Raw genomic sequence first — 16,536 nt, 5'->3', positions numbered from 1 at the left:
AGAAAGACCAATTTCATGCCCAGGGTATCACCAACCTGCTGTGGGCCATGGCGAAACTGGTGGACAATGTGCAGGGGCTCAACGAGACCGTGGCCACGCTGTTGCCCCGGGTGAGCGCACATAAAGACCACTTTAATGCCCAGGGTATTGCCAACCTGCTCTGGGCCACGGCAAAACTGGTGGACAGTGGGCTGGAGCGGACACCAGGGTTCAATGCGACCCTGGCTGCGCTGTTGCCCCACGTAAACGCACAGAAAGGTAATTTTAATCCACAGGAAATCGTCAACCTGCTGTGGGCCATGGCGAAACTGTTGGACAGCGGTCAGGAGCGGGCACCAGGGCTCAACGAGGCCGTGGCCGCGCTGTTGCCCCAAGTGAACGCACAGAAAGACCAATTTCATGCCCAGGGTATCACCAACCTGCTGTGGGCCATGGCGAAACTGGTGGACAATGTGCAGGGGCTCAACGAGACCGTGGCCACGCTGTTGCCCCGGGTGAGCGCACATAAAGACCACTTTAATGCCCAGGGTATTGCCAACCTGCTCTGGGCCACGGCCAAACTGGGTGAACTCGTTGAGCTGAAACTGGCTACCTCTACGTTCGAATCGCTTGTCTATCGAATCAGTGAGAACCTTCAGTTTTCCAGGAAAGAGATATCAATGTCTCTCTGGGGAGTCATGGTATGCTGTGCCAGGCTGGCTCTAGACTCCAATGCCAATAAAAATAATGTGCTTGAAAAGCACATGGATGACCTGTTGAATCGCCTGGAAAATACCTCGCCAGATAATAAAGAGTATCAAGCCATCATGATCATGGCCGCCAGTTGGCTTGGCAGAGCCTGTCCGGTCGCCTGCCATTACCAGACAATCATTTCAAAACCTCAATCCGGCTTCCGCGATCAACTCCAATCATCTATTCCATCTTTGAAGATTGAAGAAGAAAAGAGTTTGAACTCATTACCTCCGGTTGACCTGCTTCTGCCAGAACACAACATGGTGATTGAAGTTCAGGGACCGTCTCATTACGTGGGTGGTGATTTCAAAACTAGGAATGGTTCGACTCTGCTGAAAATCGCACTGCTACAAAAATCAGGATTTGAGGTCATTGAAATCCCGGCTAACCAGCTTTTGAAGAAAGATTTAATGAAGCTATATATTGATCAAATAAAGATCAGGGTAAGCATCCCGCCACAGGGTCATGACTCTGTTTCACTTAAAAGAGGGTGGGCAGCTGCTGCATACGTAACTGTCGAAGAACATTTACAAGAGCAAACCAACCCAGCAAGGTAAAAGAAAACAAACAGCCAGTAATCGCCTTCCTCCCACCATGACTCAAGTAAACTTTTCTGCAAAATGAACTTCTGAGCAGAACAGCAGTCTGCTTTTCATATTTTCATGAATGAATGAAATATAATTATGGATAAAAGTTCTGCTGGTATCAGTGGTCAATACACAAGATCAAATAACAGTTACAACCAACCGAATGGCCTTGCACCTTCTTCAAGGCGTGGGCGATACAGACATGCCACAGTCAGACCATGGGATAATCACCACCGTACTGCACCGGGTCGCAATGAATTTCACCATTCTTCTGGCACACCCTCTTCTCAACATCTACAGTGCCGTTCAGTAAACCCTGCTCAAGATTTTAATGCCCTCATCAAACAGGAAATAATGGATGATCTGTTGAGTAAATCGGATCACTTCGGTCATCGCTATAATGGAAAAAATCACAGTCAATTTGCCTGTTCAATTAAAGAATACACGTCAGCTGCTAAAAGACCGTTAAACCGGGCAGAACAAAGCCAGCTGATACGTATGCTGCAAAACTTTACCCCAACACGGAGCTGGAATTGGCGAAGCCTGACGACAACACTTCATTCATTGACTTCAGCGGGTGTTTTTACCCCTCATTACCCCATGGATGAGCGTGTTAAGCTTACTCAAGCTCACTTATTGTCAACGCTACTGGATGCAATAATATTTAACTGCTGCCAAAAACCTCAAGCCAGGAATATTGATGCCCGGGGTATCGCCAACCTGCTGTGGGCCATGGCGAAACTGGTGGACAACGGGCAGAAGCAGACACCGGAGTTCAACGAGGCCGTGGCCGCGCTGTTACCCCACATGAACGCACAGAAAGACCAATTTAATGCCCAGGGTATCACCAACCTTCTGTGGGCCATGGCAAAACTGCTGAACAACGGGCAGGAGCGGGCACCAGAGCTCAAAGAGACCCTGGCCGCATTGTTGCCCCATGTAAACGCACAGAAAGCGAACTTTAAACCACAGGAAATCGCCAACCTGCTGTGGGCCATAGTGAAACTGGTGGACAACGGCCAGGAACGGACACCAGGGCTCAAAGAGGCTGTCACTGCACTGTTGCCCCAGGTAAACGCACAGAAAGCAAACTTTAAAACACAGGGTATCAGCAACCTGCTGTGGACCATGGCCAAACTGGTGGACAACACAGAGGAGCGGACACCGGGGCTCAACGAGGCTATGGCCGCGCTGTTGCCCTACGTGAATGCACAGAAAGCTAACTTGAATCCACAGGAAATCACCAGCCTGTTGTGGGCCATGGCGAAACTGGTGGACAACGGGCTGGAGCAGACACCAGGACTCAAAGAGGCCGTGGCCGCGCTGTTGCCCTACGTGAACGCACAGATAAACCAATTTAATGCCCAGGGTATAGCCAACCTGTTGTGGGCCATGGCGAAACTGGTGGACAACGGGCTGGAGCAGACACCGGGACTCAAAGAGGCCGTGGCCGCGCTGTTGCCCTACGTGAACGCAAAGAAAACTAAATTTAAACCACAGGGAATCGCCAACCTGCTGTGGGCCATAGCGAAACTGGTGGACAACGGCCAGGAACGGACACCAGGACTCAAAGAGGCTGTCACTGCGCTGCTGCCCCAGGTCAACGCACAGAAAGCTAACTTTAACCCACAGGCTATCAGCAACCTGCTGTGGACCATGGCCAAACTGGTGGACAATGGCCAGGAACGGACACCAGGGCTCAAAGAGGCTGTCATTGCGCTGCTGCCCCAGGTCAACGCACAGAAAGCTAACTTTAACCCACAGGCTATCAGCAACCTGCTGTGGACCATGGCCAAACTGGTGGACAATGGGCAGGAACACACACCAGACCTCAAAGAGGCCGTGGCCGCGTTGTTGCCCCACGTGAACGCACAAAAAGCTCACTTTAAACCACAGGAAATCTCCAACCTGCTGTGGGCCATGGCGAAACTGGAGGACAACGGGCAGAAGCAAACACCAGTACTCAAAGAGGCTTTAGCCGCGCTGTTGCCCCGGGTAAACACACAGAAAGCTCACTATAAACCACAGGCTATCAGCAACCTGCTGTGGGCCATGGCGAAACTGGTGGACAACGGGCTGGAACCGACACCAGAGTTCAAAGAGGCCGTGGCCGCGCTGTTGCCCAGCGTGAACGCACTGAAAGACCAATTTAATGCCCAGGACATCGCCAACCTGCTGTGGGCCATGGCAAAACTGGTGGACAACGGGTACGGACAGACACCAAAGTGTAACGAAGCGGTGGCTACACTGTTGACCTGCGTGATCGTTCAAAAAGCGAACTTTAACCCACAGGAAATCGCCAACCTGCTATGGGCCATGGCCAAACTGGTGGATAACGGGCAGGAGCAGTCACCAGGGCTCAACGAGGCCGTGGCTGCGCTGTTGCCCCGGGTGAGCGCACAGAAAGACCAATTTAATGCCCAGGGTATTGCCAACCTACTGTGGGCCACGGCCAAACTGGGTGAACTCGTTGAGCTGAACCAGGCTACCTCTTCGTTCGAATCGCTTGTCTATCGAATCAGTGCGAATCTTCAGTTTTCTCAGCAAGAGATACTGATGTCTCTCTGGGGAGTCATGGTATGCTGTGCCAGATTGGCTTTAGACTCCAATGCCAATAAAAATAACCTGCTTGAAAAGCACATGGATGACCTGTTAACTCGCCTGGAAAATACATCGCCAGATAATGAAGAGGATCAATCCATCATGAGCATGGCCGCCAGTTGGCTTGGCAGAGCTTGTCCGGTCATCCGCCATTATCAGACAACCATTTCAAAAACCCAGGTCGACTTCCGCGATCAACTGCAATTATCTATTCCATCTCTGAAGATTGAAGAAGAAAAGAGTCTGAACTCATTACCTCCGGTTGACCTGCTTCTGCCAGATCACAACATGGTGATTGAAGTTCAGGGACCGTCTCATTACGTGGGTGGTGATTTCAAAACCAGGAATGGTTCAACTCTGCTGAAAATCGCACTGCTGCAAAAAGCAGGATTTGAGGTCATTGAAATCCCGACTAAGCAGCTTTTGAACAACGATTTAATGAAACCATATATTGATAAAATAAAGATCAGGGTGAGCACCCCGCCACAGGATCATAGCTCTGAATCACCTAAAAGAGGATAGGCAGGTTCTGCATAAGTAGCTAACCAACCCGGCAAAGAAGAAGAAAACAAACAACCAGTAATCGCCTTCCTCCCATCATGACTCAAGTAAACTTTCCCGCAAAATGAACTTCTGAACAGAACAGCAGTCTGCTTTTTATATTTTCATGAATTAATGAAATATAATTATGGATAGAAGTTCTGCCGGTATCATTGATAAATACGCAAGACCAGGTAATGATTACAACCAACCAGATGACTCTGCTGCTTCAGGGCGTGGACGGTATAGACAGTGTACAGTCAGACATCAAGATAATCCCCCCCACTCTACCCCGTGGCATAATGAATTTTACCATTCTTCAGGCCCATGCCCTTCTCAATATCTAGTGCACCGTTCTGTTAACCCGGCTCAAGATTTTAATGCCCTCATCAAACAGGAAATAATGGATGATCTGGTGAGGAAATCGGACCGTTTCGGTCATCGCTATGATGGGAAAAAACACGCGCAATATGCCAGTTCAATGAAAAAATACACGACAACTGCTAAAAGACCGTTAAATCGAGCGGAACAAAGTCAGCTGGTACGCTTGCTGCAAAATTTTACCGCAACACGGAGCTGGAATTGGCGAAGCCTGACGACAACACTGCACTCATTTACTTCAGCGGGTGTTTTTACCCTTCATAAACCCGTGGATGAGCGAGTTAAACTTACTCAGGCTAACTTATTGTCAACGCTATTTGATGCAATAATATTTAACTGCAACCAAAAACCTGAAGCCAGGGATATTGATGCTCAGGGAATCGCCAACCTGTTTTGGGCCATGGCGAAACTGGTGGACAACGGGCAGGACCGGATACCAGGGTTCAAAGAGGCCGTGGCCGTGTTGTTGCCCCATGTGAACGCACAGAAAAAACAATTTATTCCTCAGGGAATCGCCAACCTGCTGTGGGCCATGGCAAAACTGGTGGACAACGGGCAGAAACGGACACCAGAGTTCAACCAGGCCGTTGTCGCGCTGTTGCCCCACGTGAACGCACAGAAAGACCAATTTAAGGCCCAGGGCATTACCAACCTGCTGTGGGCCATGGCGAAACTGGTGGACAACGGGCAGGAGCGGACGCCAGAGCTCAACAAGGCCGTGGCCTCGCTGTTGCACAACGTGAACGCACAAAAGGACCAATTTATTGCCCAGCATGTTGCCAACCTGCTGTGGGCCATGGTGAAACTGGTGGACAACGGGCAGGAGCGGACACCAGAGCTCAACGAGTCCGTGGCCGTTCTGTTGCCCCACGTGAACGCACAGAAAGCTCACTTTAAACCTCAGGAAATCACCAACCTGCTGTGGGCATTAGCAAAACTGGGGGACAAGGGGCAGGAGCAGACACCAGAGTTCAACGAGGCCGTAGCCTCGCTTTTGCCCCGCGTGAACGCACAGAAAACTAATTTTAAACCACAGGAAATCGCCAACCTGCTGTGGGCCATGGCGAAACTGACGGATAAAGGGCAGAAGCAGACACCAGAGCTCAAACAGGCCGTGGCCGCGCTGTTGCCCCACGTAGACGTACAGAAAGAGCAATTTATTCCTCAGGCTATCGCCAACCTGCTGTGGGCCATGGCGAAACTGGTGGACAACGGACAGGAGCAGACGCCAGAGCTCAACGAGGCCGTGGCTGCCCTGTTGCCCTACGTTAATGCACAGAAAGGCCAATTTAATGCCCAGGGTATCGCCAACCTGCTATGGGCCATGGCAAAACTGGTGGACATCGGGCAGGAGCGGACACCAGAGCTCAACGAGGCCGTGGCCGCCCTGTTGCCCCTCGTGAACGCTCAGAAAGCTCACTTTAGACCACAGGAAATCGCCAACCTGCTCTGGGCCATGGCGAAACTGGTGGACATCGGGCAGGAGCGAACACCAGAGCTCAAAGAAACCGTGGCCGCACTGTTGCCCCACGTGAACGCACAGAAAGCCGACTTTAACCCACAGGAAATCGCCAACCTGCTGTGGGCCACGGCGAAACTGGTGGATAACGGGCAGGAGAAGATACCAGGGCTCAAAGAGGCCGTGGCCGCGCTGTTGCCCCTTATGAATGGACAGAAAGACCATTTTATTCCACAGCATATCGCCAACCTGCTGTGGGCCATGGCAAAACTGGTGAACAACGGGTACGAACAGACACCAGAGTTCAACGAAACGCTGGCTGCGCTGTTGACCTGCGTGATCGTACAAAAAGCCAACTTTAACCCACAGGAAATCACCAACCTGCTGTGGGCAATGGCGAAACTGGTGGACAACGGGCAGGAGCAAACACCAGGGCTCAACGAGGCTGTGGCCGCGCTGTTACCCCTCGTGAACGCACAGAAAGACCAATTCAATGCCCAGGGTATTGCCAACCTGCTGTGGGCCATGGCCAAACTGGGTGAACTCATTGAGCTGAACCCGGCTATCTGTACGTTTGAATCGCTTGTCTATCGAATCAGTGAGAACCTTCAGTTATCTCAGGAAGAGATATCGATGTCTCTCTGGGGAGTCATGGTATGCTGTGCCAGGTTGGCTCTGGATTCCAATGCCAATAAAAGTGACGTGTTTGAAAAGCACATGGATGACCTGTTCACTCGCCTGGAAAATACATCGCCAGACAATGAAGAGGAACAATCCATCATGATCATGGCTGCAAGTTGGCTTGGCAGAGCCTGTCCGCTCGTCCGCCATTACCAGACAATCATTTCAAAAAGCCAGGCCGACTTCCGCGATCAACTCCAATCATCTATTCCATCTCTGAAGATTGACGAAGAAAAGAGTCTGAACTCATTACCTCCGGTTGACCTGCTTCTGCCAGATCACAATATAGTGATTGAAGTTCAGGGACCGTCTCATTACGTGGGTGCTGATTTCAACACCAGGCAGGGTTCGACTCTGCTTAAAATCGCACTGTTGCAAAAAGCAGGATTTGAGGTCATTGAAATCCCGGTTAACATGCTTTGGAATCAGGATTTAATGAAACCCTATATTGATCAAATAAAGACCAGAATAGGCATCTCGCCACAGGAGCATGGCTCTGTTTCACTTAAAAGAGGGTGGGCAGGTGCTGCATACGTGACTGGTGAAGAACATTTACAAGGGCAATCCAGCCTGGCAAAGAGGAAGAAAACAAGCAGCCGGTAATCACCTTCCTCCCATCATGACTCAAGTAAACTTTTCCGCACAATGAACTTCTGAACAGAACAGCAGTCTGCTTTTCATATTTTCATAAATTAATGAAAGATAATTATGGATAGAAGTTCTGCTGGTATCAGTGGTCATTACGCAAGATCAGGTAATGGTTACAACCAACAAGATGACCATGCCGCTTCATCAAGGCGTGGACGATATAGACATGCCACAGTCAGACAGTGGGATAATACTCCACGCACTACACCGGGGTGTAATCAATTTTACCAATCTCCTGCCGCAGGCCCTTCTCAACATCTTCAGTGCCGTTCAGTGAACCCGACCCAGGATTTTTATGCCCTCATCAACCAGGAAAGAATGGATAGTCTGGTGAGTCAATCTGAACGTTTTGGTCATCACTATAATGGGAGTTATCATGGTCAATATGCCAGTTCAGTTAAAAAATACACGTCGGCAGCTAAAAGACCTTTAAATCCAGCGGAACAAAGCCAGCTGATGCATTTGCTGAAAAATTTCACAGCAACGCGGAGCTGGAATTGGCGAAGCCTGACGACAACATTTCATTCATTGACTTCAGCGGGTGTTTTTACCCCTCATAAACCCATAAATGAGCATGTCAAGCTCACTCAAGCTGCCTTATTGTCAACGCTACTTGATGCAATAATATTTAACTGCAACCTAAAACCTGAAGCCAGTGATATTGGTGCTCAGGAAATCGCTAACCTGCTGTGGGCCATGGCGAAACTGGTGGACAACGGGCAGGAGCGGACGCCAGAGCTCAACGAGGCCGTGGCCGCGCTGTTGCCCCACATGAACACAAAGAAAGACCAATTTAATGCCCGGGAAATCGCTAACCTGCTGTGGGCCATGGCGAAACTGGTGGACAACGGGCAGGAGCGGACGCCAGAGCTCAACGAGGCCGTGGCCGCGCTGTTGCCCCACATGAACACAAAGAAAGACCAATTTAATGCCCAGGGGATCGCCAACCTGCTGTGGGCCATGGCGAAACTGGTGGACGACGGGCAGGTGCAAACAACGGAGCTCCAAGAGACCTTAGTCGCTCTGTTGCCCCACGTGAACGCACAGAAAGACCAATTTAATGCCCAGGAAATCGCCAACCTGCTGTGGGCCATGGCGAAACTGGTGGACAACGGGCAGGAGCGTACACCAGAGCTCAACGAGACCGTGGCCGCGCTGTTGCCCCAAGTGAACGCACAGAAAGCTAGCTATAAACCACAGGAAATCACCAACCTGCTGTGGGCTATGGCAAAACTGGTGGACAACGGGCAGGAGCGAACACCAGAGTTCAAAAAGGCCGTGGCCGCGCTGTTGCCCCGCGTGAACGCACAGAAAGACCAGTTTAGTCCTCAGCATATCGCCAACCTGCTGTGGGCCATGGCGAAACTGGTGGATAACGGGCAGGAGCAGTCACCAGGGCTCAACGAGGCCGTGGCCGCGCTGTTGCCACGGGTGAGCGCACAGAAAGACCAATTTAATGCCCAGGGCATCGCCAACCTGCTGTGGGCCACGGCAAAACTGGTGGACAACGAGTACGAACAGACACCAGAGTTCAACGAAGCGGTGGCTGCGCTGTTGACCTGCGTGATCGTACAAAAAGCTAACTTTAACCCACAGGAAATCGCCAACCTGCTGTGGGCCATGGCGAAACTGGGTGAGCTCGTTGAGCTGAACGTGGTTAAATCTACGTTCGGATATCTTGTCTGCAGAATCAGTGAAAACCCTCAGCTCTCTCATCAAGACATATTGATGTCTCTCTGGGGAGTAATGGTATGCTGTGCCAGGTTGTCTCTAGACTCCAATGCCAATAAAAATAATATGCTTGAAAAGCACACCGATGACCTGTTTACTCGCCTGGAAAATACATCACCAGACAACGAAGAGGGTCAACGCATCATTGCCATGGCCGCAAATTGGCTTGGCAGAGCGTGTCCGGTCGTCCCCCACTACAAGACAACCACCTCAAAACCTCAATCCGACTTCCGTGATCAACTCAAATCATCTATTCCATCTTTGAAGATCGAAGAGGAAAAGAGTCTGAACTCATTACCTCCGGTTGACCTGCTTCTGCCAGATCACAACATTGTGATTGAAGTTCAGGGACCGTCTCATTACGTGGGTGGTGATTTCAAAACCAGGAATGGTTCGACTCTGCTTAAAATCGCACTGCTGCAAAAATCAGGATTTGAGGTCATTGAAATCCCGGTTAACCAGCTTTTGAACAAAGATTTAATGAAACCATATATTGATCAAATAAAGATCAGGGTAAGCATCCCGCCACAGGGTCATGGCTCTGTTTCACTTAAAAGAGGGTGGGCAGATGCTGCATACGTTACTGCAGAAGAACATTTAGCAGAGCAAACCAACCCGGCAAAGAGGAAGAAAACAAACAGTCAGTAATCGCCTGCCTCCCATCATGACTCAAGTAAACTTTTCCGCAAAATGAACTTCTGAACAGAACAGCAGTCTGCTTTTTATATTTTCATGAATTAATGAAATATAATTATGGACAGAAGCTCTGCCGGTATCAGTGGTCAATACCCAAGATCAGATAACGGTTACAACCACCCGAATGGCCATGCCCCTTCTGCAAGGCGTGGGCGATATAGGCATGCCACAGTCAGACAGCAGGATACTCACCCCCGCTCTACCCCGGGATGTAATGAATTTCACCCTTCTTCTGGCACACACCCTTCTCAATATTTAATACACCGTTCAGTCAACTCTGCTCAAGATTTTAATGCCCTCATCAAACCAGAAATAATGGCTGGTCTGGTGAGGAAATCGGATCGTTTCGGCCATCGCTATGATGGGAGAGATCACGGCCTATATGCCAGTTCAGTTAAAAAATACACGTTAGGTGCTAAAAGACCGTTAAATCAAGCGGAACAAAGCCAGCTGATGCGTTTGCTGCAAAATTTCACAGCAACCCGGAGCTGGAATTGGCGAAGCCTGACGACAACACTGCACTCATTTACTTCAGCGGGTGTTTTTACCCCACATAAACCCATGGATGAACGTGTTCAGCTCACTCAAGCAGCCTTATTGTCGACGCTACTTGATGCAATAATATTCAAGTGCAACCAAAAACCTGAAGCCAATGATATTGGTGCTCAGGAAATCGCTAACCTGCTGTGGGCCATGGCGAAACTGGTGGACAATGGGCAGGAACTAACACCAGGGCTCAACGAGGCCGTGGCCGCAATGTTGCCCTGCGTAAACGCACAGAAAGACCACTTTATTCCTCAGCATATTGTCAACCTGTTGTGGTCCATGGCGAAACTGGTGGACAACGGGCAGGAACTAACACCAGGGCTCAACGAGGCCGTGGCCGCAATGTTGCCCTACGTAAACGCACAGAAAGACCAATTTATTCCTCAGGGTATCGCCAACCTGCTGTGGGCCATGGCGAAAATGGCAGACAACGGGCTGAAGCACACTCCGAGGCTCAAAGAGGCCGTAGCCGCGCTGTTGCCCCACGTGAACGCACGGGAAGACCAATTTAATGCCCAGGGTATCGCCAACTTGCTATGGGCCATGGCGAAACTGGTGGACAACGGCCAGGAGCGGACACCAGGGCTCAACGAGGCCGTGGCCGCCCTATTGCCCCACGTGAACGTACAGAAAAACCAATTTATTCCTCAGCATATCGCCAACCTGCTGTGGGCCATGGCAAAACTGGTGGACAACGAGCAGGGGCTGACTCCAGAGTTCAAAGAGGCCGTGGTCGCGCTGTTGCCCCACGTAAATGCACAGAAAGCCAACTTTAAACGACAGGAAATCGCCAACCTGCTGTGGGCCATGGCAAAACTGGTGGACAGCGGGCTGGAGCAAACACCAGGACTCAAAGAAGCTGTGGCCGCTCTGTTGCCCAACGTGAGCGCACAGAAAGCTAACTTCAATCCGCAGGAAAGCACCAGCCTTCTGTGGGCCTTGGGGAAACTGGTGGACAACGGGCAGGAACGGACACCTCGTCTGAAAGAGGCCATAGCAGCGCTGTTGCCCTGCGTGCACAGACAGAAAGACCAATTTGTTCCGCGGGGAGTCACCAACTTGCTCTGGGCCATGGCGAAACTGGTGGACAACAGCCAGGAGCAGACACCAGATTTCAACAAGGCCATGGCCGCACTGTTGCCCCTCGTGAAAGCACAGAAAGCTGACTTTACACCACAGGGAATCGCCAACCTGCTGTGGGCCATGGCGAAACTTTTGTACAACGGGATGGAGCAGACACCTGCGTTCATAGAGGCCGTGGCCGCGCTGCTACCCCACGTGAACGCACAGAAAGGCCAATTTATTCCTCAGCATATCGCCAGCCTGCTGTGGACCATGGCGAAACTGGTGGACAACAGACAGTACCGGACACCAGAGCTGAATGGGGCCGTGGTCGCGCTGTTACCGCTCGTGGACGCACAGAAAGACCAGTTTATTCCTCAGCAAATCGCCAACCTGTTGTGGGCCCTGGCAAAATTGGTGGATAGCGGCCAGGAACAGACACCAGAGTGCAAAGAGGCCGTGGCCGCGCTGTTGCTTCGCGTGAACGCACAGAAAAACCAATTTAATGCTCAGGAAATCGCCAACCTGCTGTGGGCCATGGCGAAACTGGTGGACAACGGGCAGGAACGAACACCCGGGTTCAACGAGGCCGTGGCCGCACTGTTGCCACACGTAAACGCACACAAAGACCAATTTAATGCCCAGGAAATCGCCAACCTGCTGTGGGCCATGGCGAAACTGGTGGACAGCGGGCAGGAGCGGACAGCAGAGCTCAAACAGGCTGTGGCCGTGTTGTTGCCCCACGTAAACGTACAGAAAGACCAATTTATTCCTCAGGCTATCACCAACCTGCTGTGGGCCATGGCGAAAATGGTAGACAACGGGAAGAAGCACACACCAAGGCTCAAAAAGGCCGTGGCCGCACTGTTGCCCCACGTGAACGCACAGAAAGACCAATTTAGTGCCCGGGGTATTGCGATCCTGCTGTGGGCAGTGGCGAAACTGGGTGAGCTCGTTGAGCTGAACCTGGCTACCTCTTCGTTCGAATCACTTGTCTATAGAATCAGTGCGAACCTTCAGTTTTCTCAGCAAGAGATATTGATGTCTCTCTGGGGAGTCATGGTATGCTGTGCCAGGTTGTCTCTAGATTCCAATACCAATAAAAGTAACGTGTTTGAAAAGCACATGGATGACCTGTTCACTCGCCTGGAAAATACCTCGCCAGACAATGAAGAGGAACAATCCATCATTACCATGGCTGCAAGTTGGCTTGGCAGAGCCTGTCCGGTCGTCTGCCATTACCAGACAAACATTTCAAAAACACAGGTCGGCTTCCGCGATCAACTCCAATCATCTATTCCATCTTTGAAGATCGAAGAGGAAAAGAGTCTGAACTCATTACCTCCGGTTGACCTGCTACTGCCAGATCACAACATGGTGATTGAAGTTCAGGGTCCCTCTCATTATGTGGGTGGTGATTTCAAAACCAGGAATGGTTCGACTCTGCTTAAAATCGCACTGTTGCAAAAAGCAGGATTTGAGGTCATTGAAATTCCGGTTAACATGCTCTCGAGTCAGGATTTAATGAAACCATACATTGATCAAATAAAGACCAGGATAGGCATCCCGCCACAGGAGCATGGCTTTGTATCACATAAAAGAGCGTGGACAGGTGCTGCATACGTGACTGGTGAAGAACATTTCGCAGAGCAAACCAACCCGGCAAAGAGGAAGAGAACAAGCAGCCAATAATCTCCTTCCTCCCATCATGACTCAAGTAAACTTTTCCGCAAAATGAACTTCTGAGCAGAACAGCAGTCTGCTTTATTATATTTTCATGAATTAATGAAATATAATTATGGATAGAAGTTCTGCTGGTATCAGTGGTCAATCCCCAAGATCAGATAACGGTTACAACCAACCGAGTGGCCATGCCCCTTCTTCAAGGCGTGGGCGATACAGACATGCCACAGTCAGACAGCAGGATAGTCCCCCGCGCTCTACCCCGGGGTGTAATGAATTTCACCATTCTTCAGGCCCATGCTCTTCTCAATATCTAGTGCGCCGTTCTGTCAACCCGACTCAAGATTTTAATGCCCTCATCAAACCAGAAATAATGGATGATCTGGTGAGTAAATCGGGTCGTTTCGGTCATCGCTATGATGGGAGAAATCATGGGCAATATGCCAGTTCAATTAAAAAATACACGACAAATGCTAAAAGACCGTTAAATCGAGCGGAACAAAGCCAGCTGGTACGCTTGCTGCAAAATTTTACCGCAACACGGAGCTGGAATTGGCGAAGCCTGACGACAACACTTCACTCATTTACTTCAGCGGGTGTTTTTACCCTTCATAAACCCATGGATGAGCGAGTTAAACTTACTCAGGCTATCTTATTGTCAACACTTCTTGATGCAATAATATTCAAGTGCAACCAAAAACCTCCAGCCGGGGATATTGATGCCCGGGGAATTGCCAACCTGCTGTGGGCCATGGCGAAACTGGTGGACAACGGGCAGGAGCAGACACCAGAACTCAAAGAGGCCATGGCCGTGCTGTTGCCCCACGTAAACGCACAGAAAGACCAATTTATTCCGCAGCATATCGCCAACCTGCTGTGGGCCATGGCGAAACTGGTGGACAACGGGCAGGAGCAGACACCAGAGTTCAAAGAGACAGTCGCCTCGCTGTTGCCCCTGGTGAACGCACAGAAAAACCAATTTACTGCCCAGGGGATTGTCAACCTGCTGTGGGCCATGGCGAAACTGGTGGACAAAGGGCAGGAACGGACACCGGGACTCAAAGAGGCCGTGGCCGCGTTGTTGCCCCACGTGAACGCACAGAAAGCTAACTTTAAACCCCAGGAAATCGCCAACCTGCTGTGGGCCATGGCGAAACTGGTGGACAACGGGCAGGAGCAGACATCAGAGCTTACAGAGGCCTTGGCCGCGCTATTGCCCCACGTGAACGCACAGAAAGCTCACTTTAAACCCCAGGAAATCGCCAATCTGCTGTGGGCCATGGCAAAACTGGTCGACAGCGGGCAGGAGCAGACACCAGATTTCAAAGAGGCCATGAGCACGCTGTTGCCCCACGTGAATGCAAAGAAAGCTCACTTTAAACCACAGGAAATCACCAATCTGCTGTGGGCCATGGCGAAACTGGTGGACAACGGGCAGGAGCAAACACCACGGCTCAAAGAGGCCTTAGTCGCGCTGTTGCCCCACGTGAACACTCAGAAGGACCAATTTATTCCTCAGCATATCGCCAACCTGCTGTGGGCCATGGCGAAATTGGTGGACAACGGGCAAGAGCGGACACCGGGGCTTAAAAAGGCTGTAGCCGCGCTGTTGCCCCACGTTAACGCACAGAAAGCTAACTTTAAACCACAGGAAATCGGCAACCTGCTGTGGGCCATGGCGAAATTGGTGGACAACGGTCAGGAGCTGACACCAGAGCTCAACGAGGCCGTGGCTGAGCTGCTGCCCTACGTAAACACACAGAAGTACCAATTTATTCCTCAGCATATCGCCAACCTGCTGTGGGCCATGACGAAATTGGTGGACAACGGTCAGGAGCGGACACCAGAACTCAAAGAGACCGTAGCTGCGCTGTTGCCCCGCGTGAACGCACAGAAAGAGCAGTTTAATGCCCAGGGCATCACCAACCTCCTATGGGCCATGGCGAAACTGGTGGACACCGGGCAGGAGCAGACAACAGAGTTCAAGGAGGCCGTGACTGCGCTGTTGCCTCGCGTGAACGCACAGAAAGACCAATTTATTCCTAAGCATATCGCCAACCTGCTGTGGGCCATCACGAAACTGGTGGACAACGGGCAGGAGCGGACACCAGATCTCAACGAGGCCGTGGCCGCACTGTTGCCCCACGTGAATTCACAGAAAGACCAATTTAATCCTCAGAATATCGCCAACCTGCTGTGGGCCATGGCGAAACTGGTAGATAACGGGCAGGAGCGAACACCAGGTCTCAACGAGACCGTGGCCGTGCTGTTGCCCCACGTGAACGCACAGAAAGCTAACTTTAACCCACAGGAAATCGCCAACCTGCTGTGGGCCATGGCGAAACTGGGTGAACTCGCTGAGCTGAATGTGGTTACCTCTACATTCGAATCTCTTGTCTACCGAATCAGAGAAAGCCCTCAGCTCTCTAAGCAAGATATATCGATGTCTCTCTGGGGCGTAATGGTATGCTGTGCCAGGTTGTCTATGGTCTCCAATGCCAATAAAAATAACGTGCTTGAAAAGCACATGGATGACCTGTTTACTCGCCTGGAAAATACATGCCCGGACAATGAAAAGGATCAACACATCATTGCCATGGCCGCCAGTTGGCTTGGCAGACCATGTCTGATCGTCCCCCATTACCAGACAACCATTTCAAAACCTCAATCCGACTTCCGCGATCAACTCCAATCATGCATACCCTCTTTGAAGATTGAAGAAGAAAAGAGTATGAACTCATTACCTCCGGTTGACCTGCTTCTGCCAGATCACAACATAGTGATTGAAGTTCAGGGCCCCTCTCATTACGTGGGTGGTGATTTCAACACCAGGAATGGTTCGACTCTGCTTAAAATCGCACTGTTGCAAAAAGCAGGATTTGAGGTGATTGAAATCCCGGCTAACCAGCTTTTGAGCAACGATTTAATGAAACCCTATATTGATCAAATAAAGATCAGAATAGGCATCCCGCCACAGGGTCATGACTCTGTATCACTTAAAAGAAGGTGGACAGGTGCTGCATGGGTTACTGGTGAAGAACATTTCGCAGAGCAAACCAACCCGGCAAAGAGGAAGAAAACAAACAGTCAGTAATCGCCTTCCTCCCACCATGACTCAAGTAAACTTTTCCGCAAAATGAACTTCTGAGCAGAACAGCAGTCTGCTTTTTATATTTTCATGAATTAATG

General features: G+C 50.7%; 6 protein-coding genes. All 6 read left to right on the top strand.

The annotated features are described in order from the left end of the window. On the top strand, positions 1-1,289 hold a 1,289-nt coding region (locus J7439_RS19805; protein WP_209203682.1), incomplete at its 5' end, for an RAP domain-containing protein. 126 nt (positions 1,290-1,415) lie between these two features. Then, positions 1,416-4,442: an RAP domain-containing protein gene (locus tag J7439_RS19800; protein WP_209203681.1), complete on the top strand. Its 3,027-nt coding sequence runs from the start codon at positions 1,416-1,418 to the stop codon at positions 4,440-4,442. Positions 4,443-4,608: 166 nt separating this feature from the next. Beyond that, the gene (locus J7439_RS19795) at positions 4,609-7,584 is read left to right on the top strand and encodes a DUF1601 domain-containing protein (protein ID WP_209203680.1); all 2,976 of its coding nucleotides are present in this window, start codon (positions 4,609-4,611) and stop codon (positions 7,582-7,584) included. A gap of 105 nt (positions 7,585-7,689) precedes the next feature. Further along, positions 7,690-10,008 carry an RAP domain-containing protein gene (locus J7439_RS19790; protein ID WP_209203679.1) on the top strand — a complete coding sequence of 773 codons (2,319 nt, stop codon included), beginning with the start codon at positions 7,690-7,692 and terminating at the stop codon, positions 10,006-10,008. A gap of 105 nt (positions 10,009-10,113) precedes the next feature. Further along, the gene (locus J7439_RS19785; protein ID WP_209203678.1) at positions 10,114-13,356 is read left to right on the top strand and encodes an RAP domain-containing protein; all 3,243 of its coding nucleotides are present in this window, start codon (positions 10,114-10,116) and stop codon (positions 13,354-13,356) included. Between the two features lie 106 nt (positions 13,357-13,462). Continuing rightward, positions 13,463-16,441, top strand: coding sequence for an RAP domain-containing protein (locus tag J7439_RS19780; RefSeq protein ID WP_209203677.1), 2,979 nt, complete (start codon positions 13,463-13,465; stop codon positions 16,439-16,441). Positions 16,442-16,536 lie beyond the last annotated feature (95 nt).

The organism is Salinisphaera sp. G21_0, from assembly GCF_017744115.1.
In the GTDB taxonomy this organism is placed as follows: Bacteria; Pseudomonadota; Gammaproteobacteria; order Pseudomonadales; family Endozoicomonadaceae; genus Endozoicomonas.
Note: the sequence above shows the minus strand (reverse complement) of the source record. Positions and strands in the feature narration are given on the sequence as shown.

Coding starts and splice junctions, on each gene's coding strand:
- J7439_RS19780 (WP_209203677.1), top strand. CDS start 13,463: ATGGATAGAAGTTCTGCTGGTATCAGTGGTCAATCCCCAAGATCAGAT.
- J7439_RS19790 (WP_209203679.1), top strand. CDS start 7,690: ATGGATAGAAGTTCTGCTGGTATCAGTGGTCATTACGCAAGATCAGGT.
- J7439_RS19785 (WP_209203678.1), top strand. CDS start 10,114: ATGGACAGAAGCTCTGCCGGTATCAGTGGTCAATACCCAAGATCAGAT.
- J7439_RS19795 (WP_209203680.1), top strand. CDS start 4,609: ATGGATAGAAGTTCTGCCGGTATCATTGATAAATACGCAAGACCAGGT.
- J7439_RS19800 (WP_209203681.1), top strand. CDS start 1,416: ATGGATAAAAGTTCTGCTGGTATCAGTGGTCAATACACAAGATCAAAT.